The 24,235-nt window shown below is 62.7% G+C and carries 28 protein-coding genes; 14 read left to right on the forward strand and 14 right to left on the reverse strand.

The window, feature by feature from the left end; genetic code table 11:
- Positions 1 to 20 precede the first annotated feature (20 nt).
- From LZ496_RS06440 to LZ496_RS06450, 3 genes are all read left to right on the forward strand, one after another.
- Positions 21 to 248 (forward strand): hypothetical protein, encoded by a 228-nt coding sequence (locus LZ496_RS06440; protein ID WP_249903760.1) that lies wholly within the window; start codon positions 21 to 23, stop codon positions 246 to 248.
- Positions 249 to 344: 96 nt separating this feature from the next.
- Positions 345 to 644 carry a CtrA inhibitor SciP gene (gene sciP / locus LZ496_RS06445; protein WP_249903761.1) on the forward strand — a complete coding sequence of 100 codons (300 nt, stop codon included), beginning with the start codon at positions 345 to 347 and terminating at the stop codon, positions 642 to 644.
- A gap of 205 nt (positions 645 to 849) precedes the next feature.
- Positions 850 to 1,104: a GlsB/YeaQ/YmgE family stress response membrane protein gene (locus LZ496_RS06450; protein WP_249903762.1), complete on the forward strand. Its 255-nt coding sequence runs from the start codon at positions 850 to 852 to the stop codon at positions 1,102 to 1,104.
- Positions 1,105 to 1,177: 73 nt separating this feature from the next.
- Here LZ496_RS06450 and LZ496_RS06455 read toward each other — a convergent pair whose 3' ends face one another.
- Positions 1,178 to 1,900, reverse strand: coding sequence for an SIMPL domain-containing protein (locus tag LZ496_RS06455; protein ID WP_249903763.1), 723 nt, complete (start codon positions 1,898 to 1,900; stop codon positions 1,178 to 1,180).
- Between the two features lie 91 nt (positions 1,901 to 1,991).
- Positions 1,992 to 2,252 carry a GlsB/YeaQ/YmgE family stress response membrane protein gene (locus LZ496_RS06460; RefSeq protein WP_249903764.1) on the reverse strand — a complete coding sequence of 87 codons (261 nt, stop codon included), beginning with the start codon at positions 2,250 to 2,252 and terminating at the stop codon, positions 1,992 to 1,994.
- A 236-nt stretch (positions 2,253 to 2,488) separates the two neighbouring features.
- Here LZ496_RS06460 and LZ496_RS06465 point away from each other — a divergent pair, with 236 nt between their 5' ends.
- From LZ496_RS06465 to LZ496_RS06480, 4 genes are all read left to right on the forward strand, one after another.
- Positions 2,489 to 3,664, forward strand: a complete 1,176-nt coding sequence (locus tag LZ496_RS06465; RefSeq protein WP_249903765.1) for an efflux RND transporter periplasmic adaptor subunit — start codon at positions 2,489 to 2,491, stop codon at positions 3,662 to 3,664.
- A gap of 25 nt (positions 3,665 to 3,689) precedes the next feature.
- Positions 3,690 to 7,085, forward strand: coding sequence for an efflux RND transporter permease subunit (locus LZ496_RS06470; protein ID WP_249903766.1), 3,396 nt, complete (start codon positions 3,690 to 3,692; stop codon positions 7,083 to 7,085).
- A gap of 31 nt (positions 7,086 to 7,116) precedes the next feature.
- Positions 7,117 to 8,385, forward strand: a complete 1,269-nt coding sequence (locus LZ496_RS06475) for a DUF445 domain-containing protein (protein WP_436286456.1) — start codon at positions 7,117 to 7,119, stop codon at positions 8,383 to 8,385.
- A 65-nt stretch (positions 8,386 to 8,450) separates the two neighbouring features.
- Positions 8,451 to 9,779 carry a metal-dependent hydrolase family protein gene (locus tag LZ496_RS06480; RefSeq protein WP_249903767.1) on the forward strand — a complete coding sequence of 443 codons (1,329 nt, stop codon included), beginning with the start codon at positions 8,451 to 8,453 and terminating at the stop codon, positions 9,777 to 9,779.
- On the opposite strand, the gene murA is transcribed toward LZ496_RS06480, so the two are convergent.
- From murA to LZ496_RS14050, 3 genes are all read right to left on the reverse strand, one after another.
- Positions 9,776 to 11,059, reverse strand: coding sequence for a UDP-N-acetylglucosamine 1-carboxyvinyltransferase (gene murA, locus LZ496_RS06485; RefSeq protein ID WP_249903770.1), 1,284 nt, complete (start codon positions 11,057 to 11,059; stop codon positions 9,776 to 9,778). The genes LZ496_RS06480 and murA overlap by 4 nt on opposite strands.
- A 38-nt stretch (positions 11,060 to 11,097) precedes the next feature.
- The gene (gene clpS, locus LZ496_RS06490; protein WP_249903880.1) at positions 11,098 to 11,433 is read right to left on the reverse strand and encodes an ATP-dependent Clp protease adapter ClpS; all 336 of its coding nucleotides are present in this window, start codon (positions 11,431 to 11,433) and stop codon (positions 11,098 to 11,100) included.
- Positions 11,434 to 11,584: 151 nt separating this feature from the next.
- Complete coding sequence (locus tag LZ496_RS14050; protein WP_249903771.1) at positions 11,585 to 12,361, reverse strand: phasin family protein; 777 nt, start codon at positions 12,359 to 12,361, stop codon at positions 11,585 to 11,587.
- Positions 12,362 to 12,494: 133 nt separating this feature from the next.
- Here LZ496_RS14050 and gmk point away from each other — a divergent pair, with 133 nt between their 5' ends.
- Complete coding sequence (gene gmk / locus LZ496_RS06500) at positions 12,495 to 13,154, forward strand: guanylate kinase (RefSeq protein WP_249903772.1); 660 nt, start codon at positions 12,495 to 12,497, stop codon at positions 13,152 to 13,154.
- Here gmk and LZ496_RS06505 read toward each other — a convergent pair.
- From LZ496_RS06505 to LZ496_RS06530, 6 genes are read right to left on the reverse strand one after another with little or no spacing between them, the layout of a single operon-like run.
- On the reverse strand, positions 13,140 to 13,835 hold the full coding sequence (locus LZ496_RS06505) for an ATP12 family chaperone protein (protein ID WP_249903773.1): 696 nt from the start codon (positions 13,833 to 13,835) through the stop codon (positions 13,140 to 13,142). The genes gmk and LZ496_RS06505 overlap by 15 nt on opposite strands.
- Positions 13,832 to 14,053, reverse strand: a complete 222-nt coding sequence (locus tag LZ496_RS06510) for a hypothetical protein (RefSeq protein ID WP_249903774.1) — start codon at positions 14,051 to 14,053, stop codon at positions 13,832 to 13,834. Before LZ496_RS06510 ends, LZ496_RS06505 begins: the two co-directional genes overlap by 4 nt.
- On the reverse strand, positions 14,050 to 14,712 hold the full coding sequence (locus LZ496_RS06515) for an HAD-IA family hydrolase (protein ID WP_249903775.1): 663 nt from the start codon (positions 14,710 to 14,712) through the stop codon (positions 14,050 to 14,052). Before LZ496_RS06515 ends, LZ496_RS06510 begins: the two co-directional genes overlap by 4 nt.
- Entirely contained in the window at positions 14,709 to 15,857 is a 1,149-nt protein-coding gene (locus LZ496_RS06520; RefSeq protein ID WP_249903776.1) for an RluA family pseudouridine synthase, read from the reverse strand. The genes LZ496_RS06515 and LZ496_RS06520 overlap by 4 nt, the downstream gene beginning before the upstream one ends.
- 9 nt (positions 15,858 to 15,866) lie before the next feature.
- Positions 15,867 to 16,235 (reverse strand): ribose-phosphate pyrophosphokinase, encoded by a 369-nt coding sequence (locus LZ496_RS06525; protein ID WP_249903777.1) that lies wholly within the window; start codon positions 16,233 to 16,235, stop codon positions 15,867 to 15,869.
- A complete protein-coding gene (locus LZ496_RS06530; protein ID WP_249903778.1) occupies positions 16,232 to 16,876 on the reverse strand; it encodes a DUF4893 domain-containing protein in 645 nt (214 codons plus the stop codon). The genes LZ496_RS06525 and LZ496_RS06530 overlap by 4 nt, the downstream gene beginning before the upstream one ends.
- A gap of 147 nt (positions 16,877 to 17,023) precedes the next feature.
- On the opposite strand from LZ496_RS06530, the gene rarD reads away from it, so the two are divergent.
- Genes rarD through LZ496_RS14055 form a run of 3 tightly spaced genes read left to right on the forward strand, consistent with a single transcriptional unit; the run spans position 17,024 to position 18,837 of the window.
- Positions 17,024 to 17,962 (forward strand): EamA family transporter RarD, encoded by a 939-nt coding sequence (gene rarD / locus LZ496_RS06535; protein WP_249903779.1) that lies wholly within the window; start codon positions 17,024 to 17,026, stop codon positions 17,960 to 17,962.
- 60 nt (positions 17,963 to 18,022) lie between these two features.
- On the forward strand, positions 18,023 to 18,244 hold the full coding sequence (locus LZ496_RS06540; protein ID WP_249903780.1) for a hypothetical protein: 222 nt from the start codon (positions 18,023 to 18,025) through the stop codon (positions 18,242 to 18,244).
- Positions 18,241 to 18,837: a YdeI/OmpD-associated family protein gene (locus LZ496_RS14055; protein WP_249903781.1), complete on the forward strand. Its 597-nt coding sequence runs from the start codon at positions 18,241 to 18,243 to the stop codon at positions 18,835 to 18,837. The genes LZ496_RS06540 and LZ496_RS14055 overlap by 4 nt, the downstream gene beginning before the upstream one ends.
- A 76-nt stretch (positions 18,838 to 18,913) precedes the next feature.
- On the opposite strand, the gene LZ496_RS06550 is transcribed toward LZ496_RS14055, so the two are convergent.
- The gene (locus tag LZ496_RS06550) at positions 18,914 to 19,363 is read right to left on the reverse strand and encodes a GNAT family N-acetyltransferase (RefSeq protein WP_249903782.1); all 450 of its coding nucleotides are present in this window, start codon (positions 19,361 to 19,363) and stop codon (positions 18,914 to 18,916) included.
- Positions 19,347 to 21,080, reverse strand: coding sequence for a PHA/PHB synthase family protein (locus tag LZ496_RS06555; protein ID WP_249903783.1), 1,734 nt, complete (start codon positions 21,078 to 21,080; stop codon positions 19,347 to 19,349). The genes LZ496_RS06550 and LZ496_RS06555 overlap by 17 nt, the downstream gene beginning before the upstream one ends.
- 116 nt (positions 21,081 to 21,196) lie before the next feature.
- Here LZ496_RS06555 and LZ496_RS06560 point away from each other — a divergent pair, with 116 nt between their 5' ends.
- Entirely contained in the window at positions 21,197 to 21,817 is a 621-nt protein-coding gene (locus tag LZ496_RS06560; protein WP_249903784.1) for a trimeric intracellular cation channel family protein, read from the forward strand.
- 39 nt (positions 21,818 to 21,856) lie between these two features.
- Positions 21,857 to 23,035: an LL-diaminopimelate aminotransferase gene (locus tag LZ496_RS06565; RefSeq protein ID WP_249903785.1), complete on the forward strand. Its 1,179-nt coding sequence runs from the start codon at positions 21,857 to 21,859 to the stop codon at positions 23,033 to 23,035.
- Here LZ496_RS06565 and LZ496_RS06570 read toward each other — a convergent pair.
- Positions 23,032 to 23,385, reverse strand: a complete 354-nt coding sequence (locus LZ496_RS06570) for a hypothetical protein (protein ID WP_249903786.1) — start codon at positions 23,383 to 23,385, stop codon at positions 23,032 to 23,034. The two genes, LZ496_RS06565 and LZ496_RS06570, sit on opposite strands and share 4 nt — an antisense overlap.
- A 220-nt stretch (positions 23,386 to 23,605) precedes the next feature.
- On the opposite strand from LZ496_RS06570, the gene LZ496_RS06575 reads away from it, so the two are divergent.
- Positions 23,606 to 24,196, forward strand: a complete 591-nt coding sequence (locus tag LZ496_RS06575) for a L,D-transpeptidase family protein (protein WP_249903787.1) — start codon at positions 23,606 to 23,608, stop codon at positions 24,194 to 24,196.
- Positions 24,197 to 24,235 lie beyond the last annotated feature (39 nt).

Below are 24,235 nucleotides of genomic sequence, written 5' to 3' on the forward strand. Positions count from 1 at the left end.
AGGGATGTGGGGGACGTTAATTGGCACGATTCGACGGCAATCTTAAGGCTGTGGGGGAAGCGAAGCTCGACGTCGACGAGCTTCTTTCGGCCCTGTCCGGATCATCCGGAACGGGCCGAAAGGAAAGGCAGGAGGCGATCGCCTGTTTCCTCTCGGCCAGCGAGGGGTGGATGGACGCCAAAAGCCGGTTGAAAGGCACGTTTGCCAGCGCGGTGAAGCCGTCATGGTTAACGAGCGATAAGGATTGATGAAGGGGAAGGTTACCGTTGTGTTTCAGACCTTCTCAACGGCTTTCAGTTAAAAATAGCCCATCGACAAAAGTTTAACGTGGTTGAGGTTTTGCAATGCTCGAGAATCAGAAATTTCGTCCCGCACAGGTCATCGGCCCGCTTGGCGAACCCCTGACGCTCGACTCGCTTCCGCCGGCCAGCACGACCCGCTGGGTCGTCCGCCGCAAGGCGGAGGTTGTGGCTGCGGTTGCGGGCGGGCTGCTGACGGTCGACGAGGCCTGCGAGCGCTATACGCTGAGCCTCGAGGAGTTCACCGGCTGGCAGCGCGCGGTCGACCGTTCGGGCATGCCCGGACTGCGCGTTACCCGTATCAAGCATTACCGCGACCAATATGAGCGCCAGCAGCGCTACTGATTTCTTCGTCCGTCCCCAGCGGCGAAAACATCAAGGGCTCCGCAGCAGTGCGGGGCCCTTTCTTTTTGGCCCATCCCCGCGCTTCGTTTCACTTCCGATACTAGACTTATTCGTTCCTTTCCCGGAACACATTCCGGCATCATGCGTCTGTGATGTCGTGAGGCGCCCCGCGTTAATGGGGGTCGCCAAAACAGGAGGGAACGCAATGGGTATTATCATTTGGCTCATCGTCGGCGGCGTCGTGGGTTGGCTTGCTAGCCTCATCATGCGAACCGATGCCCAACAGGGTATCCTCATGAACATCGTCGTTGGCATTATCGGTGCTGTCCTGGCAGGATTCATACTCGGCAAGGGCAACATCAATCAGGGCCTGACGGTTGAAACCTTCCTCTGGTCGCTGCTTGGCGCAGTCATCCTGCTTGCGGTCGTTAATCTCGTTCGCCGCGGCAGCGTGCGCTAGACAGAAAACCAGACGCAAATGAAGAAGGCCGCCCGGCACAAGCCGCGGCGGCCTTACTTTTTGGGCGCTGGGCTTACTGAAGCTCGAAGCTCATCGACACATTGACCTGCAGCTGCTGCGTGCCTGGATCGATCTTGGTATCGGCGGCAGCTCCACGTTCCGCCATTTGCGCCATCATGGGCATTGGCGGCGGGACATTATAGCCCCCGCCTTCGCTGACGGAAATCAGCCGTACCACCCGCATCCCAAGCGCCCGGGCATAAAGGTCCGCCCTTGCGCGACCGTTGGCGATGGCCTTGGTGCGGGCCTCGTCGAGGGCCGATTCCGGCTTGTCGATGGTGAGGTTCGGGCCGTTGATCTGGTTTGCGCCCTCCGCGACCAGCGCATCGAGGATCGTGCCGGTCCGCTTCAGGTCGCGAAACTTCACGTTGACCGTGTTCGTCGCGCGGTATCCGGTCAGCCGCGGCGGCCGGTTCTGATCATATTGATATTCCGGATTGAGGTTGATCGACGATGTCTGGATGTCCCGATCTTCGATCCCGGCCCGTTTCAACGCCGATCGAACCCGATCCATGCGGGCCGCATTCTCCTCGATGGCGGCGGTGGCGGTCGGCTGAAGCGTCTGAACGCCCGCCGAAATGATCGCGATATCCGGTACCCGAGTCACCTCTCCGGTCGCACTGACGTCCAGGCGGGTCCCGGTCAGTACAGGTAGTTGAACCGGCACGGTCTGGGCGTGGGCCGTACCAATAGCCATCGGGGCCGCCGCCAGTGCCAACGCTGCAACCAATCTCATCCGCATCATTACCTCCCGCCAACGAACAGGGCCATCGGCGCACCGTGGATGATGCGCGATGGCCCCAATATGAACGATTTGGGGTAGAAGTTCAGCGGCGCCGCAGAACCAGCCGATATACCAAAAGTATGAGAAATGCGCCGATTACGGCGGCAACGAAGCCTGCGGCTTCGCTTTCATCATACCATCCCACCGCTTTTCCGAGGAAACCTGCCAGCAGCGCCCCGGCGATGCCGAGCAGAATCGTGATCAGGCAACCTCCCGGGTCCTTGCCGGGCATGAGCAGCTTGGCGATGCCGCCGGCCAGCAGGCCGATCACAATCCAGCCAAGGATTCCGTAGTTTTCGATCATCCCTTACTACCTCCCTGTGGTAAAACGGCGCAACGACCTTGGATCACGCTCGTTTCAGCTTTGCAACAACGCGCGTCGGTGTAAGGGGTGCCGCCGTTCGTAGAAAAAGCCTTTCCACAAGCGGCGAAGGCAGTGCAGTTGCGCCGAGTGACTTATTTGCGTAATACAGTGAAAGCAGCTCATAATGCAGCTTATGTTGCTGCTGCTGATTACGATTGGTGGAAAGAATGCGTCTTATGAACCGGGAAACGAGTTTCTCCAGCTCCGACACACTGGTCGTTGTGGACCGGTCGACGCGGCGGCGGAACATCATCATCGCCGCGGTGGTGGGCATCGCTGTCCTGCTGGCGGCCTTCCTGATCTTTGGTCGGGGCGGCGACGAAAAGGCTGCCGGTGCAGCGGGTGCAGGTCCCGGCGGCGGGCAAGTACCGACCGTGACCGTGGTCGTACCGGGCCGGACCCAGGTTGCGCGGGCAATTGCCGCCACCGGATCGCTGGCAGCACGCGTCGACATGCCGGTTGGCGTTGCCGGCGAAGGCGGAATGGTCGCCTCGGTCCTGGTCCAGCCGGGTCAGTGGGTTGGCGCCGGACAGACGCTTGCCGTCATCGATCGTGCCGTCCAGGCACGTCAGACGCAGCAGCTTGCAGCCCAGGTCCAGGTCGCCCGCGCCGACGCAGCGCTGGCCCAGAATGAATTTGAACGCAGCGAATCGCTGGTCGGCCGCGGTTTCGTCTCGAAGGCGGACCTCGACCGCAAGCGGGCAGCCCGCGACGCCGCAACTGCGCGTGTCCGCGTTTCCGAGGCAAGCCTTGCAGAAAGCCGTGCCCGCATGGGCCGGCTGGATATTCGCTCACCGGCGGCAGGCTTGGTCCTTGAGCGTAACGTCGAGCCGGGCCAGGTCGTGAGCCCCGGATCGGGCGCTTTGTTCCGCGTCGCTCGCGGCGGCGAAATGGAGCTGAAGGCACAGCTGAGCGAGGCCGACCTTGTCACCCTGAAGGTCGGAGCTCCGGCCAGCGTGACCCCGGTCGGCTCGGCGCAAAGCTATGCCGGATCGGTTTGGCAGATTTCCCCGGTGGTCAACATGCAAAACCGGCAGGGCGTGGCGCGTATCGCACTTCCCTATAACGAAACGCTGCGTCCGGGCGGGTTCGCATCGGTCAGCATCGTTGCCGGTTCACAGGAAGCACCGGTCCTGCCGGAATCCGCGATCCAGAGCGATGACAAGGGCAACTTCGTCTACGTCGTCAGCAAGGCCAACCGGGCCGAGCGTCGGCCGGTCAAGACCGGTACCGTTACACCGGCCGGGATTGCCGTCGTCGAAGGGCTGAGCGGCAATGAAATGGTCGTCCTTCGGGCAGGCGGCTTCCTGAATCCTGGGGACCGGGTGCGCCCGCAACGCCAGAAGAACTAAGTCAGGCCGGATTGGGAATAGTCGCATGAATTTCAAGAATATCTCGGCCTGGTGCATCCGTAACCCGGTTCCCCCGATCGTGCTGTTCATCGGGCTGACGCTGGCCGGCCTGGTTGCGTTCATGCGAATGGATGTCCAGGACACCCCGGACATCGAGTTCCCGGTCGTCATTGCCAGCATCAGCCAGCCCGGCGCGGCGCCGACCGAAATCGAGAACCAGATAACGCAGCTGGTGGAATCCTCCGTCAGGACGCTGACCGGCGTTCGCAGCATCAGCTCGACGGCAAATGAAGGTTCTTCGACCACCGTGGTCGAGTTCGAGATGGGCACCGACGTCAACCAGTCGGTCAACGAAGTGAAGAACGCCATCGACCAGATCCGCGGAGAGCTGCCGGACGGGATCCTTGAGCCGTTCATCGAGAAGGAAACCACCTCCAGCAATCCGATCGCTTATTATGCGGTTGCGGCGCCCGACATGACGATCGAGCAATTGAGCTGGTTCGTCGACGATGCGGTCGCAAAGCGGCTGCTGGCGATCAACGGCATGGCGCAGGTCCAGCGCAACGGCGGCGTGGACCGCGAAATCAGGGTCATTCTGGATCCAGCGCGCATGCAGTCGCTTGGCGTTACCGCCTCGCAGGTCAACTCGGCGCTACGGCAGCTGAACGTCAATGCCGCAGGCGGACGGGCGGAGATCGCCGGCTCACGCCAATCGGTTCGCGTCCTCGGCAATGCGGTCAACGCCTATGAACTTTCGCAAACCCAGATCCAGCTGCCGGGCGGCCGCACGGTCCAGCTTGCCGACATTGCCAGCGTCAGTGACAGCTTCGGCGAGCAACAGCGTATCGGTAAGATCCGTGGCGCCCAGGTCGTCAATTTCTCGATGGCCAGAGCGAAGGGCGCATCCGACGTCACCGTCTACGACAATGCGGTGAAGGAACTCGAGAAAATCGAGAAGGAGAACCCGGGGATCAAGTTCACCGAGCTGTTCACCAGCGTCGATTATACCAAGCAGCAATATTCCAGCTCGATGCTGGCGATGGTCGAAGGCGCCGTCCTCGCGGTCCTGGTCGTCTTCCTGTTCCTGCGCGACACCAGGGCGACCCTGATTTCCGCGATTGCCATTCCGCTCTCGGCGATTCCCGCCTTCTGGTTCATGGACCTGATGGGCATCACCCTGAACTCGCTGTCACTCCTCGCGCTGGGCCTCGTGGCCGGCGTCCTGGTCGACGACGCGATCGTCGAGATCGAAAATATCGTGCGCCACATGCGCATGGGTAAATCCGCATATCAGGCGTCGATTGATGCAGCTGACGAAATCGGTCTCGCCGTGCTCGCGACCACCATGTCGATCGTCGCGGTGTTCCTGCCGGTGGCGATGATGCCCGGCATTTCCGGCCAGTTCTTTAAGAATTTCGGCTATACGGTCGTTCTGGCCGTGCTGATGAGCCTGTTCGTTGCGCGAATGATCACGCCGCTCATTGCCGCCTATTTCCTGAAGGCACACGGAGCGCAGTCGCACGGCGAAGGCAAGCTCATGGATTATTACATGAGCGTGCTACGCTGGTCGCTCGATTCATCGAAGGCCAAGGCCATGCGCGCCGAGCTGGGGACCGTGCCGCTTCGCCCGGCCTACTGGTTCGTCGAGTTCTTCTTTATCCTGCTGGTCGTCGCTGCCTTTGGCGGAACGATCGCAATGGTGCCGAAGCTCATGACGCCACTGGAGCTGCCGGCGATCGTGCCGATGGCGATTGGGTTCGTGCTGGCGCTCGTCGCCGGCTACCTGGCGGTAAAGCTGCTGGGCCTTGCAATCCGAGCCGCCAACAGCGGCGCAGCCAGCTATCATGATTTCATTACCGGCCGGTGGACCGCGCGCTTCCGCGACCATCGCATTTGGATCATGGGCATCGGCTTCCTGTCGTTCGTCGCGACGATCGGCATGTTCATGTCGCTCCCCAGCCAGTTCTTCCCGACCACCAATTCGGACTTCAGCCGCCTGAGGATCGAAATGCTCCCGGGAACCACGATCGAGCAGACCGAAGCGGTTGCCGACCAAGTTGCGGACATCATCAACGAGCAACCCGAAACACTGACGGCGCTTGAGAGCATCCGCGAAGGCAATGCGAATATCTTCATCACCCTGAAGAAGGATCGCGAGCGCAGCAGCATCGATTATGAGCGGGATATTACGCCGCAACTGGCGCAAATCCCGGATGCGCGGGTCAGCTTCATGTCGCAGAGCGGCGGGGGTGGCACCGGTCGCGACATTTCGATCATGCTTTCCGGATCGGATCCGGTGCTGCTTAACCAGACGGCTAGCAAGCTGGTCGATGAGATGAGCAACCTTAAGGAAATCCGGGCACCGCGGGTCAACGCCGACCTCCGCCGGCCGGAACTGCTGATCAAGCCGCAGCTGGACCTTGCTGCCCAGCTTGGCGTGACGACGACCGCGCTGAGCCAGACGATCCGCATCGCGACGATGGGCGACATCGATCAGAACAGCGCCAAATTCTCGCTGAGCGACCGACAGGTGCCGATCCGCGTCATGCTGCCGGAGAATTCTCGGCGAGACCTTGAGACCATCCGCAACCTGCCGGTGCCGACCACGTCGGGCGGCAGCGTCCCGCTGAGCCGAGTGGCGGAAATCAGCTTCGGATCCGGTCCGACGACCATCCAGCGTTATAACCAGAACCGCCGCATCTTCGTCGGCGCGGATCTGGCCCCGAACGTAGTCAAGAGCGAAGCGATGGCGAAGATCAACGCGCTGCCGACCATGACCAACCTCCCGACGGGCGTCTCCAATGCCCCGTTTGGCGATGACGAGTGGCAGGCGGAGATGATGAACGGCTTCCTGGTGGCCCTGGTCTCCGGCGTGATGCTGGTGTTCGGCGTGCTGGTGCTGCTCTACCGCCGCTTCATGTCGCCGCTGGTCAACATGGGTTCCTTGCTCCTGGCACCTCTGGGCGGCCTGATCGCGCTGGCGATCATCGGTCAGCCCCTGTCGCTTCCGGTGTTCATCGGCATCCTCATGCTGTTCGGTATCGTCGCCAAGAACTCGATCCTGCTGGTCGACTTTGCCGTGGAGATGATGGACCATGGCATGACCAAGTTCGAAGCCTTGATGGAAGCAGGTCACAAGCGCGCCCAGCCGATCGTGATGACCACGGTGGCGATGGTCGCGGGCATGGTTCCGACGGCCGTATCGCTGTCGGGCGACGGCGCGTGGCGCGCACCGATGGGCACGGTGGTGATCGGCGGCCTCATATTGTCGACGCTGCTCACCCTGTTGATCGTGCCGGCCGGCTTCAGCCTGGCGGATGGCCTGGAGAAGCGCGTCGGACCGTGGCTGCGCAAGCGCGTCCTGACGCTTGAACATGGCCATGAAGATCCCGGCCGCATGACACCGCAACCGGCGGAGTGACATCGCCAACGCTGGGGTTAGAGTGGCGGTGATGAGTTCACCGCCTCCCGCCCCGGTTCTTGCCCGGTTCAATCCGGCCCAGCCTGGCGCGGCGGGGATGAAGGCTGCCGCAACCGGGCTGCTGGTGGTGATGGCGGCGATCTTCGTCATCGCCCGGCATTTCGAACATGCCTATCCCTGGGTCGGCTATGTGAAAGCATTTGCCGAGGCGGCGATGGTCGGCGGCCTGGCCGACTGGTTTGCCGTCACCGCCCTGTTCCGTCATCCCCTTGGCCTTCCGATCCCGCACACCGCGATCATACCGCGCAACAAGGATCGTATCGGCGACGCGCTGGCCAACTTCCTGCAGCAGAACTTCCTCGTCGCCCCCGTCGTGGCGCGACGAATGCGGAATATGGATGTGGCCGGCGCCGTCGGCCGGTTCCTCCAGGCGCCCCAAGGCGAGGAAACGCGCATCCGGAGGGGTGCCAGCCGTCTCATCGCCGACCTGTTCGAAAGCCTGGACGACGAGCGGCTGGGCGGACTGGTCAAGACATCCATCGCAAACCGCATCCGCAAGATGGAAGTGTCGCCGCTCCTTGGGCACGCGCTGGCCTCGGCGATCAACGAGGATCGCCATGTACCGATGCTGGAGGCGGCGATCCGATGGACCGCCCGCGCACTGGACGCCAACGAAGGCCTGATCCGCGATATGGTCCACAAGCGGGCCAATTGGGTGCTGAAGCTGGCCGGCCTCGATGCGAAGCTTGCCGATGCGATCGTCGATGGGCTGCGAAAGCTCAGCGCCGACATGCATACCGACCCGGCCCATCCAGTCAGGGTGAAGATTGAGCAGGCGCTGGCCGACCTGGCGAACGACCTCCAGACAAAGCCCGAAACCAGGGAGAAGGTCGAAGAAATCAAACAGCAGCTGCTCGACAACAAATCGGTGTCGATGTGGCTCGACACGCTTTGGCAAAAAGGCCGCGAGGCGATCATCCGCGCCGCCCGCAATCCCGACGCCGCCATGGCCGGGAAACTGGGCGATGTGCTGAAATCCATGGGCGAGAGCCTGGAGAACGACCCGCGCCTCAAGTCTGCGATCAACATGTTCGTCCGCCGGTCCGTGTCCGGGATGGCCGCCAGCTATGGCGGTTCGATCGTCAAGCTGGTCAGCGAAACGGTTCGCCGGTGGGATGCGCAAACCATAACCGACCGACTGGAAACGACAGTCGGCCGTGACCTTCAATATATCCGGATCAACGGAACGCTTGTCGGCGGGTTGGTCGGCGTCGTGCTGCACGCGCTCGACGCGATCTAGGGGCTTGCATCCGCGCCATTGACCGGCTCCATTCCCCTTCGAAATCGATCAGGGGAATCACCGAAATGAAGTTTGCCGCCGGACTTGCCGCGACCGTAGCCGCGTTCGCTCTTGCCACTCCATCAATCGCCCAGACGCCCGAGGCGGTAACGGTCATTCACGCCGGTACCGTCCTGACCGATCCCGGCAAGGCAGCCCTCAGCAACGCAAGCGTGATCGTCCGCGGACGGACGATCGAGGCGGTCCAGCCCGGCTTCGTCGACGTGCCCGGCGCGAAGGTCGTCGACTTGCGCAACGCTACGGTCCTTCCGGGCCTGATCGACAGCCATGTCCACTTGAGCGGCCTCGACGATCGCTTCCAGGCGCGATTGCTCGCGTCAACGCGCGACAATGAGGACGAAGCCTATACCGCGCTGATCAACGCCCGGAAGACGCTGCTCGCCGGGTTCACGACCGTTCGCGACCTGGGTGGCGATCCGCGTCTGGTGATCAGCCTGCGAGATGCCATCAACGCAGGTGATCTGGCCGGCCCGACGATCATTTCCGCCGCCAGGATGGTGTCGGTGTCAGGCGGCCACGGCGATGCGCGCAACGGTCGCAACCGGGACGGAGCGGCGGCGGTCGCCAACCCCGGCAACGTCTGCAACGGCGCCGACGATTGCCGCCGTGCGGTTCGCGAGCAGATCAGCGCCGGTGCCGACGTCATCAAGATCGCCGCGACCGGCGGCGTCCTTTCGAATGTGCCGGGCGGCCTAAACCAGCAGATGATGGATGACGAGATGCGGGCCGTCGTCGCAACTGCAAGGACGTTCGACCGGAAAGTCGCGGCGCATGCCCATGGGGTGGAAGGGGTCAACGCAGCCCTTCGTGCCGGCGTCAGCTCGATCGAACATGGCACCTTCACCAACGAAGAGACCTTCCGGCTCTACAAGGAAACCGGCGCTTACTATGTCCCGACATTGCTGGCGCCTGCTGCGGCACTGGCTGACGGACAGCGCGGCGCACTGACAGCTGCCCAGTTCGACAAGGCCAAGCTGGCTGCGGGGAATGCGGAGAAGAGCTTTGGCGAGGCCATCAAGCGCGGCGTCAAGATCGCTTTCGGGACCGATACCGGCGTCAGCCCCCACGGCCGCAACGCCGAGGAATTCGCGCTGATGACCAAGAACGGGATGAGCCCTGCCCTGGCAATTCGTTCCGCGACCGTCGACGCCGCCGAACTGCTAGGCCTTTCCGCCCGCGTGGGAACGATCGAACCGGGCAAGGAAGCGGACATCATCGCCGTTGCCGGAGACCCGACGAGCAATGTTCGCCTGCTCGAGAATGTCGGCTTCGTGATGAAGCGTGGAAAGCTGATCAAGCTGGACGGCAAGCCGCAGCTGACCGCCGCCGACTAGCCTGCGCTAACACGCTCTATGGTTGCACCGACGGCGGAGAGCTTTTCTTCGAGCCGCTCATAGCCGCGGTCGAGGTGGTAGACGCGAAGCACCTCGGTCTCCCCCTCGGCCGCGAGGCCGGCGAGAATGAGGCTCATCGAGGCGCGGAGGTCGGTCGCCATCACCTGCGCGCCGGTCAACGGATTGCCGCCCTTGACGATGGCGGATCGGCCATGGACTTCGATGTCAGCGCCCATCCGGCGAAGCTCCGGAACATGCATGTAGCGGTTCTCGAAGATGGTTTCCTCGAGGAAGCTTTGCCCCTCGGCGACCAGCAACATGGCCATGATCTGGGCCTGCATGTCGGTGGCGAAGCCCGGATAAGGCGCGGTCGAGATGGCGAGCGGGCGGAGCGGCTGGTGGGCGGTGACCTTCATGCCACCATCGGTGAATTCGATCGCGAGCCCAGCAGCTGCCAGCGCGTTGGTGGTTGCCAGCATCTCGTGCGGGCGTACGCCGACGAGCTCGATCGAACCGCCGGTGATGCCGGCAGCGCAGGCGTAGCTGCCCGCTTCGATCCGGTCCGGCATTACTTCATATTCGCAACCATGCAGGCCTTCGACGCCGTCGATGATGAGGTGCGAGGAGCCGATGCCTTCGATCTTCGCGCCCATCGCCACTAGCAGGTTGCAGAGGTCGACGATCTCGGGTTCGCGCGCCGCGTTGAACAATTGGGTTCGGCCGGTCGTCAGCACCGCTGCCATCAGCGCATTTTCGGTCGCGCCTACAGACACGACGGGGAAGCTGAAGTCGCCGCCAGGAAGCCGGCCCTTGGGCGCGGTGGCCTTCACATAGCCGGCGGCGATCTCGATCTCCGCGCCCATGCATTCGAGCGCTTTCAGGTGAAGGTCGATCGGCCGGTCGCCGATTGCGCAGCCGCCAGGCAGTGAAACGGTCGATTCGCCGGCTCGGGCCAGCATCGGCCCAAGCACCAGGATCGAGGCCCGCATCTTTCGGACCATGTCATAGGGAGCGACGGTCGAGGCGATCTCGCTCGCCTGCAAAGTCATCTTGCGGCCAACCTCGCCCTTCTTGACGCCCGCGACCGAGGTCGAGACGCCGAGACCGTTGAGCAAATGGCCGAAGCTGTCGACGTCCGCCAGGCGCGGCAAATTGGCCAGCGTCAGCTTCTCGTCGGTGAGCAACGCGCAGGGGAGCAGCGTCAGTGCGCTGTTCTTTGCGCCCGAAATCGGGATCTTGCCTTCGAGGCGCTTGCCGCCGGTGATGCGAATGGAGTCCATTGCCGCGCTTTAGCGCGCCGGATGAGACTCACAAGATGTCAGGCTTTTTCCAAGGTGCACTGAAGCGGGTGCTGATTCTCCCGCGCGAAGTCGATGACCTGAGAAACTTTCGTTTCCGCGACTTCGTAGGTGAAGACCCCGCACACGGCCACGCCCTGCTGGTGGACCTGAAGCATGACGCGGGTCGCATCTTCTAAGTCCATGGTGAAATAGCGCTGCAGAACCAGGACGACGAACTCCATCGGAGTATAGTCGTCGTTCAGCATCAGCACCTTGTAGTTGCTGGGCTTCTTCGTCCGCGGACGCGTGCGCGTTACGACTCCGGTCTCGATCTCGTCGAGGCCGTCGCCTTGTCCCGGCTCGTCGCCGGCCATCAGAATCACTCGGTCAATCATGTCGGCCTAAAATATGGCATCCCCGCAACGAGCCGCAAGGCGGCAGGCTCCACATGTCCCGAAAAGAAAAGCGGCCGCCCCCGGGAGGGGACGGCCGCGAACAGGGTTGCCTCACACAAGAGGGGAGAGGTTAGGCAACCAAAGTGTTGATGCGCTCGGCATTGAGGCTGGCGCGGGTCTGGAGCGGTTCGACCGCTTCACCAGCCAGCTTCACGACGCGCTCGGTCAGCTTCGACGTCTCGGCGACCATGCGGTCGAACGAAGCGCGAGCCAGTTCCGACTGGATCTGGAAGAATTCGGCCGGCGACTTGGCTTCAGCCAGGGTCTTCACGGCGTCGGAAGCCTGCTCGATGCCTTCACGGCCCGAAGCAATGACGTCCTGGCCGAGGGCCTTGGCGCCGCCAACGGCGATGCGGCCGGCTTCGACGAACGCTTCGACATTGGCCTTGGTCAGCTCGCTCAGCTCTTCAGCGGCCTTCTGCGACTTGGCAGCGATCTGCTGCGAACGCTCACCGGCTTCGGAAACGAACTGCTGGTACTTGTCGGCGCCCGGAAGCTGGAAGCCGGCGAACAGCTGGTTGAAATCATAAGTCATGGTCTTGGTCCCTTCGATTTGCTTGACGCTGGCTGCGGCCTTCTTGGCCACGGTCGCCTTACGGGCGCGCTTGACGGTCTTCGCTGCGCGCTTGTTGACCTTCTTCACCGCTTCGACGACCGGAGCGGCCGGCTTGCGGGTGCGGCGAGCCTTCGGCTTTGCCTTGGCGACCGGCTTGGTTTCGATCACTGGGGTGTTCACAACCGCCGGGGCAGCAACTACTTCAGTTGTCTCGGCAACGGCCTTCACCGGTGCTTCGGCAGCCTTGGCAACCGCTTCGATCTTTCCCTCAACCTTGGTCTCTTCAGCCACGTCAAAAACTCCTTTGCTGCGGTGCAACATAGTGCACTGCGGTATGGGTTTCAAGCATTTTTTGTGCATTGCACAATAAAACGGATTTGCGGTGCCGCTTGACGTAGCGGCGGGTGCCAAGGCAACAGCGCACATGGCCGACCCGACCAACTCCCAGCTCCGCCGCCGCCGCGGCCTTCTGATCGTCCTGTCGTCACCTTCGGGCGCAGGAAAATCGACCATCAGCCGAATGCTGCTGGAATCCGACCCGCACATCACCCTGTCGATCAGCGCAACGACGCGGCCGATGCGGCCCGGCGAGGTCGAGGGCGTCGACTATCACTTCGTCGATGAGGCGGAGTTCCAGCGGATGGTTCGCGAAGGCGAATTCGCGGAGTGGGCGCCGGTATTCGATCACCACTATGGCTCGCCGCAAGCGCCGATCAAGGCAGCCCTCCGGGAAGGTCGCGACGTCATTTTCGACATCGACTGGCAGGGCACGCAGCAGCTGCACGCCGCCATGGGCGAGGATTTGGTTCGAGTCTTCATCCTGCCGCCTTCGATGAAGGAGCTGGATCGCCGCCTTCATGAGCGCGGTACGGATAGCGACGAAGTCATTGCCGGCCGGATGCAGCGTGCCGCGGCCGAAATCAGCCACTGGGCCGAATATGATTATGTCCTGATCAACGAGGACATGGACGAATGCTTGCGCGAGGTCCGCTCGATCCTGGATGCGGAGCGGCTGAAACGCTGGCGTCAGGCGGGGCTGGTCAGCTTCGTCCGTGACCTGGTTGCAAGCTCACCGGCGCAATAGCTCCAGAAAACGGGCTGCTGCGAGGAAGTCCCGCCGCCGCGCATCAAGCGCCGCACGAGCTTCGGCATCGTCGCCCCATTGTTCCAGCTGCCATCGGTCGTCGAGGCTGACCGCCTCCCAGACCGCTTCGGCAGGCATCATTTCCTCGTGAACAGCAAGCGCCGCAACCAGCGATCCGCCGATCGTGACCATTTGCGAGAAGCCAGCGAGGTAGAAGGCGTCGAGAGCCATCACCTCATGGGATAGCTTGCGCACCGTGTCGGCAGGCTGCTCGACATGCATAACGCCGGTGCAGATCGCGAAATCGACGTCGTAACGGCGTCGAGCCCATTCGAGTAGTACATCCCACGACTCTTGCTGCCATTGCACCAGCGCGTCCGGTCCCTCCGCGCGGTAACATGTGAGGTCGCCTTCGCCGTAGCGCGCGATTCCCGAGGCAAATTGCTCCTTGTCCGGCGCAATACGATCTATCGCCGCATTGGCGAGACCGGTGAGCGGCATTTTCCGCGGATCGATTTTGTCGCCGACGCCGTTCCATTCCTCCGCAACGGCTTGCGCCAGTTGCTCAGTTGGCAAGATCAAATCCACCTTTGCGGGGGTCTTTACCCGCCGGCCGTCGAGCGCGATCGCGAAGCCACCATCGATCGCGATTGCTTCCGCCAATTCCCAGAAGCGCTTCACTGGTCAAGCCGCTCCCAACCGCGCTTCAGGATTCGAGGGGCGACCAGCGCGTCAACGACGCCGATGATCGCGAGGATTCCGCCGAGGAGCGGCCATCCGCCAAGGCGAACAAGGTCGGAGAAGGCGATGGCGAGGCCCAGCAGGAAGGTCGCAACTCCGACGAGCCGGATCGCCGCGAATATCTGAAAGCGTTTCCTCCAGAGTTCCTCGTCTCTCATGACTTTTTTCCGATCCAATCATTGGCCAGCGCGATCACTTGGCTCGGCTCCATTGCGACAGTGTGAGCACCATATGCCGTCAATTCTTCGACCTCGTGATAGCCCCACCCTGCGCCGATCGCGCCGGCGCCGGCACTCCTGGCGCATCCCATGTCCCAGCCGGTATCGCCGACGAAGATGGTCTGGCCGGGCTCCGCCCCTGCCTCTGCCATGGCCGCCAGCGCCATGCCGGGATGCGGCTTGGATGGATTTCGGTCGGCCGTCTGCAAGGTTACGAATCTGTCGCCAAGTCCATGAGCTTCAAGGCAAAATTTAAGACCGCGATCGCTTTTGCCGGTCGCCACGCCGAGCAGCCAGCCGTCCGACTCCAGCTGGTTGAGCAGCTCGATGATGCCGTCGAACAATGGTTCGTCGACCTGCCCAGCGCCGCGCATCGCGAAGAAGGCTTCCTTGTAGGATTGGGTGAGCGCGGCATGATCGCCGTCCGGCGCGAGGCGCTCCATCGATTCCATCAGGCTGAGCCCAATGACTTTCCGGGTGACCTCGATCGGCGGGCAAATAATGCCGTGCGCGTCGAATGCCTGTTCGAGCGCCGCGCGGATGGTCGCGCCGCTATCGACCAGGGTCCCGTCGCAATCGAAAATCGCGAGCTTGTTCATTTGCGCCGGGTTGGCCGCTTTGCTGGCTTTCCGCCGCCATCGCCGCCACGAGCGCGGCGTTCGCCCTTGCGGGCCTTGCGCACGGACTTCGCATGAGCCGCCGCGCGCTTGGCCTTTGTCACGGGCGACTTGGCAGGATCAGGATTGTCGAGCGGCATCATCTCGCCCGCCATGATGTCGAACCCCAGCATCCCCAGGCTCTCGGCGAAATGCTCCGGCAATTCCGCCGTCTGGTCGATGGCCTTGCCGTCCAGTCCTTCGACCTTCAGCCGCCGGGCGTGAAGGTGGAGCTTGCGACTGACCCCGCCAGTCAGGAAGGCAGCCGCCCCGCCATATTTGGCGTCGCCGACGATCGGATGGCCGATCGCCGCCATATGGGCGCGAAGCTGATGGGTGCGGCCGGTCAGTGGTTGAAGCTCGACCCATGCCGCACGGTTCCCGGCCCGATCGATAAGGCGGTAGCGGGTCCTCGCGGGAAGGCCGCTTTCATGGTCGACATGCATTTTCTCGCCGCCGGTGCCGGGCTGCTTGGCGAGCGGGGCGTCGATCACGCCTTCGTCGGCGGAAGGAACGCCGGTGATGATCGCCCAATAGACCTTGCGTGCCGTGCGGCCCGCGAAAGCCTTGGCGAAGTGACCGGCTGCCCGAGCCGACCGAGCCACAAGCAATACGCCGCTGGTATCCTTGTCGAGCCGGTGGACCAGCTTCGGACGTTGCCCGCCTTCGTCGGCGAGGCCGTCGAGCAGCCGATCCAGATGCTGGACGGTCTTGGTCCCGCCCTGCGTCGCGAGGCCCGGCGGCTTGTTGAGCATGAACCAGTCACGTCCCTTGGCCAGCACCATCTCCTGTACGAAGGCGGCTTCGTCGTCGCTCAAAGGCTCGACAATGCGTTTCGGGCGGGCGCCCGGTCCTTCGGCAGGTGCTGCTTCCGCCGGCGGAACGCGAAGGACCTGCCCGGTTTCCAGTCGATCGCCCGGTGTGGCGCGCTTGCCGTCGACCCTTAGCTGACCGGTCCGCGCCCAACGCGAGACGAGATTGAAGCTGATGTCGGGAAGGTGCCGCTTGAACCAGCGATCGAGGCGAATTCCGTCATCATCCTCGCCGACGGTAAACGTCCGCGCATTGTCGCTAGGTGCCTGGGCCATGGCGGCCCCTTAGCCGCGCTCGGACCAATAGTCGAACGTGCGCTGCTGCAGCTTCTTGATGAACCGGTTCGCCCTCGGTCCTTCCCACGGGCCGGCATAGCCATGTTGCCGGGCACCTTCGATCCACCAGCCCTGGCCCGGGAGGCCGTCCGACTGGCGAACGACGAGCACGGCGAGTTCCGGCTCGCCCCGCGCCTCGGCATCCCGGTCGACGACGCCCAGCGTCTTGCACAAGGCGCGCATCTTGGGCCGCGAAAAGCCGTAACCGAGATGCTCGAGCAATTCCGAATAGCTGAGCGCATGTCCCGCAGCAGCTGCGGCAACCAGATGTGCCCTGATTTCCTGCCAATCGCCGAGCGCGGCGGCGCTTTCCGTCATTCCTTCGGCTGTTCGGCGACCGGCGTCAGCTCGAACACGTCGAGACGGGCGCCCGACTGGGTGAAGGGAATCACCAGCCGCCATTCGAACGGTGCGATCCGCTGGAAAACGCCAGCCATGTCACGCTTTGGATCCTCTCCATAAGCGCGAGCCTCCTCCTCATTGCCCAGCGCCAACGTGCCGAGGAAGATCAGGCGGCTCTCATTATCATCCTCCCACAAGCGGCCCGCGGGCCGCTGGCTGCCGGTTTGCTTGACGATCGTGAACAGGTCACCCTCGACGTCGACGTAACAGAAGAAGGGCTTGAACTTCTGAAAGGCAGGCCCCCGAGCTCGTTCACGGCCAAGCCGGATCATCCGGCAACTATAGCTTCCGGGTGTGGGCGCGGGCTTTGGAAGTGCGGCATCAGGGTCAAGCAACCGGCCCTCTGCCCGTATGTCATTGCCGAAGCCGCCGCTCCTGGCTTCCGCCAGGCCGTTCGACCAAGCCGTATCAAGGCGCTGAATCCGGTTGGCATCTTCAGAATTCGCGACACCAAGCCAAACGTCGGTTTTGGTCTGCGGAGGGGCCGTGATCACCGGGCGCGGCTTTTCTTCCTTCTCGACGGTGCAGCCCCCTGCCCCGATCGCAAGCAAAAGCATGGCGGACCGAAAAGCCCTCAAATGCGCGACTCCTGAATGCCTAAGCCCCGGCACCCGCAAGGTGACAAAGGCGAGCAACGCTTGCAACTAAGCAAATGTTCAGCATGTCGATTGACTGGGGCGTTACAGCCGTTAGGCGCACGCCAAGTGAACGTTCCCACGCCCCAGCAGCCAGCCGATAGCCGCGTCCGCGCCGGCCTTCTCTATGGCCTCGCCGCCTACGGTCTTTGGGGCATCCTTCCCATCTATTTCAAATGGCTGAAGGCGGTCCCGTCGATCGACATCGTCGCCCACCGGATCGTCTGGTCGCTGATCGTCCTGATCATCCTGGTCAGCCTTGCCCGCGCATGGGACCAGATCCGAAGCGCGGTCCGGAGCCGCAAGGCGATGGCGATGCTGTTCCTGACGGCCCTTCTGATCGGCACCAACTGGCTGCTGTATGTCTATGCGATCAACAGCGGGCATATCTTGGCCGGAAGCCTGGGCTACTATCTAAACCCGCTGGCCAACATCCTGCTTGGCCGGTTCATCCTGAAAGAGCGGCTGACCAGGCTACAATGGACCGCGGTGGCGATCGCCGCCGGAGGGATCGCGGTGCTGGCCATGGGCGCTCTAGGTACCCTGTGGATCAGCCTGACGCTCTGCTTCAGCTTCGCCACCTATGGCCTCTTGCGGAAGATCATCCACGTCGAATCGCTTGCAGGACTGACCATCGAGACTGCGCTGCTCTTCCCGCTGGCGCTTGGCTGGCTGCTCGTCGGCGGCTCCGAGGGCCGGCCGATGTTCGGCACCAACGAGCAGGAAACCATGCTCCTGATGGCGGCCGGAATCGTCTCGACCGTTCCGCTGCTTTGCTTCACCGCCGCGGCCCGGCGGCTGGCCTATTCGACGGTCGGAATGTTGCAGTTCATTGCCCCGACCTCGCAGTTCCTGCTTGCGGTGGCGGTCTATGACGAGCCGTTCACGACATCGCATGCGATCGCCTTCGGCTGCATCTGGACCGCCCTGGTGCTCTATGTGTCGTCGATGATCCGCGACCGCCGGTTGCAGGCGCAGCAGGAATGCTCCGAACTCGCGGAATCCTGAGCCCGTTTTTAAAGCAGGCAGGAAATGCTAAGTCCCGGGCCCAACTTTAGGGGGCCTGACATGCTGAACCTGGTTTCGTTGATTATTGGCGCCGTTGCCCTGGTTTGCGTGGCGGTCGCTTTCATTCCGCTTCTAGGGATTCTTAACTGGTTTATTGTCCCGCTGGCGGTGATCGGAGCCGGCCTTGGCGCCATGTCCAGCAGCACGTCGGGACGAAACCTCAACCTGGTCGTCATCCTGATCGGTGTCGTCCGGCTGATGCTTGGCGGCGGAATCCTGTGACAACCGACCCGCGCATCGACGCCTATATCGCCAAGTCCGCGCCTTTTGCCCGGCCGATCCTCGAGAAGGTTCGCGAGCGGGTCCATGTGGCGGCCCCCGAAGCCGAGGAGACGATGAAGTGGAGTGCGCCGGGCTTCACCGTCGATGGCAAGATCCTGCTGATGATGGCCGCCTTCAAGGCGCACGCCGCACTCAATTTCTGGCGCGGCCAGGAAATCGGCGATGGCAATCCGAAAGCCGGCGCAATGGGACAGTTTGGGAAGCTGACGTCGGAAGCGGACCTGCCGAGCGATTCAGAGCTGGATGCGCTAATCCAGGAGGCGGCATCGCTGGCGAGGACCGCCCCGGCTCCGCGCAAGGTCAAGCATGAGCCCAAGCCGCCAGCAACGATGCACCCCGAATTTGCCGCCGCGCTCAAGGGCAATGCCAAAGCGCAGGAAGTGCTCGACGGCTTCCCCCCATCTGCCCAGCGCGAATATCTGGATTGGGTCGCCGAAGCGAAGCAGGACGCCACGCGTGCCAAGCGCATTGCCGATGCGGTCCAATGGCTGAGCGAGGGGAAACGGCGGCATTGGAAATATGAGAATTGCTAAACGTCATTGCGAGGAGCCGTTGGCGACGCGGCAATCCATCTTCTGGATTGCTTCGCTTCGCTCGCAATGACGGAGGCTACCGCGACATCCTAAGCGCCGGACCGAAGCGGGTCTGCGCTTCCCCTTCGACCGTGAACCCGCACTTCTCGTAAAATTCTTGCGCCGATGGGTTGGCGATGACGGTCATCGAGAGGCCCTGCCGGCGCGCTTCGTGAACGGCGACGTCGATCAAGGCTGCACCAACCCCGCGCCGCCACAGGTCCGGCTCGACGAACAGCCCATCGAGCTCGGCTTCAAAGTCGTCGATGATCACCGCGGCGAAACCGGCAATGCAGTCGCCAAGTTCGGCGACGATCACTTCGCCGCGTTCGATCTGCTCCATCGGTAGCTGGATGGCATCAGGCTCGGCCTCAAGCTGCTCATTATATTCGCCGAGCGCCAGCGATGCACGGCGCTGAAGCGCTTCCAGCGCCTCCCGCTCCTCCGGCAGTGCGAGGCGGATACTGAGCTCAGCGTGTCCGGACATAGCGGCCGGGAGCATCCTCGATCGGCTTTAGCTTGCCTTCGCCCGGAACCCTCGCGCCTTCGGCCTTCACCTTCTTTCCGTTCAGGCCCTTCACCCATTCTATCCAGTCGGGCCACCAGCTGCCTTTATGCTCGGTCGAATAGGCGATGAATTCCTGGAGCGTCGAAGCGGGCTCGTCGCTCGTCCAATATTGATATTTCTCCGCGGCCGGCGGGTTCACGACCCCGGCGATATGCCCGGAACCGGCAAGGACGAAGCGATTGGGGCCCTTCAGGATCCGGGTCAGTTTCCAAACACTCGGAGCTGGCGCGATATGGTCTTCGCGGCCCGCCTGGATATAGGCCGGCGTCTCGATCTTGCCGAGATCGATCGGGACCCCAAGCACGCTCATCGCGCCGGGCTGGATCATCAGGTTCTGCCGGTAGAGGCGGTCGAGATAGTCGCGGTGCCATTCACCCGGAAGGTTGGTGACGTCCCCGTTCCAGTGGAGCAGGTCGAACGGCGCCGGTTCCTTCCCCAGCAGGTAATTGTTGACGACATAATTCCAGATGAGGTCGCGCCCGCGCAGCAGGTTGAAGGTCGCGGCCATTACACGACCATCGAGCACCCCTGTTTCCGCCGTCAGCTGCTGTAGTGTCGTCAGGGTCTCGTCGCCGACGAACAGCTTGAGGTCGCCGGGATCTTCAAAATCAACCTGCGCGGTCAGGAAGGTGACGCTGGCGACCTTGTCGGCCTTCTTCTCGGCGGCGAGATAGGCGAGGGTCGCGGCCAGGGTCGTCCCGGCAACGCAATAGCCGATGGTGTGGACCGACTTCACGCCGAGCAGGTCGCGAACGACGTCGACCGCCTGTTCCTGCGCGGCGACATAATCGTCCATCATGATGTCGCGAATGCTCTCATCAGCGGATTTCCAGCTGACCATGAACAGGGTGACGCCCTGCTCCACGCACCAGCGGACAAAGCTTTTCTTCGGCGTCAGATCGAGGATGTAGAAGCGATTGATCCAGGGTGGAAAGATGACCAGAGGCGTTTCCAGGACCTGGTCCGTGGTCGGGCTGTACTGGATCAGCTGGAACAGCGTGGTTTCGTAGATCACCTTGCCGGGCGTCGTCGCCAGGTCGCGGCCAAGTTCGAACGCGCCTTCGGGACTCTGCGTCACCTGGCCCTTCGAAATGTCGTCGAGCATGTTCTTGAGGCCGGCGAGAAGGTTTTCGCCCTTGGTATCAATTGTGCGCTTCATCACCTCAGGATTGGTGGCGACGAAATTGGCCGGACTCATCGCGTCCACGAAGCCCTGCGTCGCGAAGCGCAGCCGGTTCCGGGCCGGATCGTCCAGGCCGTCAATCTCCTCGACGGTGCCGATCAACTTGTCGCTGATCGCCAGATAGCTTTGCCGGACCGTGTCGAAGATCGGGTCGTCTCGCCACTCGGGCGAGGCAAAGCGGCGGTCCTTGGACTCGCCGGCCGCCGAATAATGGCCGAGCACCTTGCTCCATGCGTCCAGCCCCTTCGACCAGGCTTCGGCGCCAGCGGTCATCCAGGCCATGGGGTCGTTGGTGGCATGCGGGACAGGAAGGCCGAAGCCCGGCATTTCCTTGCCCTTGGCGAGATTGTCGGCCCAAGCCTCCATGATCATCTGGTTGGCTCTTGCCATGACCAGCGCCCAATGCTGCCAATCCTCGAGGCTTGGAACGGTCGTGGTGGTTTCGTCGGTCATCTGGATCCCTTACCCGTCATTGCGAGCAGAGCGAAGCAATCCAGTAACCTGTTTCGTGACCGGGCGCGATTCATGGATTGCTTCGTCACTTTGTTCCTCGCAATGACGAGCACCATATGAACTCGCCGCCTCTCCTCCCCGACGCGCTCGTCATGCTCGACTATTTCGGCATCGGCGTGTTCGCCGTGTCGGGGGCGCTGGCCGCCGCCGAGCGCAAGCTCGACTTCGTCACCTTCATCTTCTTCGCGGTAGTAACGGGCGTCGGGGGCGGTACAATTCGCGACCTGCTGATCGGGGCGCCGGTGTTCTGGGTAAATACCAACGCAACGCTGCTGATCTGCATCGGCGCAGCGCTTGGCGTCTGGTTCCTCTCCTATCGAGCGATCGTCGAGCGCGCGGTCTTGTGGTTCGACGCGGTCGGAATGGCTGCATATGCGATCTATGGAGCGTCAAAGGCGCTTACCTATGGCGTGTCGCCGATTCCGGCATTTGTCATGGGCGTCCTTACCGCCTGCGCCGGGGGCATCATCCGCGACATATTAGCGAACGAGCCCACCATCCTCCTCCGTCGCGAGCTTTATATTACGCCTGCCGCTTTGGCGGCCGGCCTGTTCGTGGCCCTTTTTGTTGCCGGAGTGCCGGAACGGGCCGCGGCCGCGATTGCCGCGATTGCGGGTTTCGTGTTGCGCGCGCTGGCAATTACCCGAAAGCTGACACTGCCGCTCTACAGTCGATAGCGGCTTGCCGCACTGCAGCATCGTCGCCATGCTGGGTGCATGACCGACGATTTCTACCGCATCCGCCGCCTGCCGCCCTACGTCTTCGCCGAAGTGAATGCGATGAAGGCAGCGGCACGGGCACGCGGCGAGGACATCGTCGACCTCGGCATGGGCAATCCCGACAGCGCGCCGCCGAAGCATGTTATCGACAAGCTGGCCGAAGTGGCGGCCAAGCCGACCGCCCACCGCTATTCAGCGTCGAAGGGTATCCCCGGCCTCCGCAAGGCCCAGGCCGCCTATTACCAGCGCCGGTTCGGAGTCGAACTGGACCCGGACCGTGAGGTGATCGTCACGCTTGGCAGCAAGGAAGGCCTGGCAAACCTCGCCCAGGCGATCACGGCGCCCGGCGACGTGGTGCTGACCCCCAACCCAAGCTACCCGATCCACCACTTCGGCTTCATCATCGCCGGCGCATCGATCCGGTCGATCCCGGCCGTGCCCGGCCCGGACTTCTTCGAGCGGCTGGAGCGGGCGATGCGCTATACGGTGCCGCGTCCCAAGGTGCTGGTGATCGGCTATCCGTCGAACCCGACGGCGCAGGTCGTGGATCTCGATTTCTACAAGCAACTGGTCGAGTTCGCGAAAGCCGAAGGGCTGTGGGTCATCTCCGACCTCGCCTATGCCGAAATCTATTTCGGCGACACGCCGACGCCGTCGATCCTGCAGGTGCCCGGCGCCAAGGATGTCGCCGTCGAGTTTACCTCGATGTCGAAGACCTATTCGATGGCCGGTTGGCGGATGGGATTTGCTGTTGGCAACGAGCAACTGATCGGCGCGCTGACCCGGGTCAAGAGCTACCTCGACTATGGCGCCTTCACGCCGATCCAGGCGGCGGCGGTTGCGGCGCTCAACGGGCCGCAGGACTGCGTCGAAGCCAATCGCCAGCTCTACAAGAAGCGCCGCGACGTGCTGGTCGAATGTTTCGGCCGTGCGGGTTGGGACATCCCTGTGCCGATGGCGAGCATGTTCGCCTGGGCGCCGATCCCGGAAGCCTTCCGCCATCTGGGATCGATGGAGTTTTCAAAGAAGCTGCTGACTGAGGCGCATGTCGCGGTCGCGCCGGGCGTGGGCTTCGGCGAAGAGGGCGAAGGGTTCGTCCGGATCGCTCTGGTCGAAAATGAGCAGCGCCTTCGCCAGGCGGCGCGCGGGATCAAGAAACTGCTTGCCGGAGGCTAGTCGGATTCGAGGTCGACGACCTGCGCGAACAATAGCCACAGCGACCCGACAATGACCGGGGTGAGCAGCCATACCGGCACGTCGGATTTGAAGACGATGTCCAGCAAGCCGTAGATGGCCGTGAACGGGACGATGACCAGCCCGGTTTGCCATAGCGCCGCCCGGGCGATGCTGCCTTCGCGAGTCATGGAAATGGCGCCGCGGAAACCGATCAAGAGCAATGGGGCGAGTATCCAGGCCGGCCAATCGGGGCTCATGAAGTCCTGAAGGAAGCCGTAGAGCGCGACAATTACCAGCGCCACGACCACTAACTGGCCCAGGCCGACCAGCGGCACTCCCGTTCTGTCCATCATATGACTCCCCAAGGGCATGCACGCTAGCCGCCATTCCCAACGCGTCAAGCTGGCCGAGGTTCGGAGAAAATTTCCCTTAACGGGAGATTCCTGCGGTTATCGGCAAATCGAGCCGATGGAACGTTCGGCGGTGGTTGTCGGTTAACCGCGCCAGCTTGTGCTTGCGCCTCGGCTCATGCACTTGATCGGCAAGGCTTTTTAGGCGGGGTCACAAGTAATGATGAAGCTTCGTACGCTGGTTGCTGTGAGCGGCCTTGCCGTTGTGGCCGGCTGTTCCACCGTTCCGCCGCCTCCGCCGCCACCCCCGCGGATCGTTCAGCCCGTGTCGGTCGCGCCGCCGACCAACTATCGCTGGACCAACGGATTCTCGGAAAAAGGCTATCAGGCCATGTACGCCACCTTCGGCAAAGTGCATCTGAAGGCGGGCGAGCATCACTGGCTTCCAGCGGCTGCCATTCCGGCCGAGGGCGACATCAACATCACGCTCGATATCGCCAACCAGGTCGGCTTCATCTTCAAGGGCGACTCCCTCATCGGGGTGACCAACATCTCGACCGGCAAGAAGGGCCACCCGACGCCGCTCGGCTTCTGGACGATCAATTGGAAGCGGCCGATGTACCGGTCGAAGAAATATGACAATGCGCCGATGCCCTTCATGCAGAATATCGACGACAAGGGTATTGCGATCCACGGCGGAGTGACCCCCGGCTACCCCGCCAGTCACGGGTGCATCCGCCTGCCGATGGCCTTCGCCAAGCAGCTCTATGGCCTGACCAAGCCGGGCAACAAGGTCGTCATCGAGGGCTAGCGGCAACGCAATCTCGCCATCCGCCGCGCGCTGATGCAT

This window comes from Sphingomonas caseinilytica (genome assembly GCF_023516455.1).
Classification (GTDB): domain Bacteria; phylum Pseudomonadota; class Alphaproteobacteria; order Sphingomonadales; family Sphingomonadaceae; genus Sphingomicrobium; species Sphingomicrobium caseinilyticum.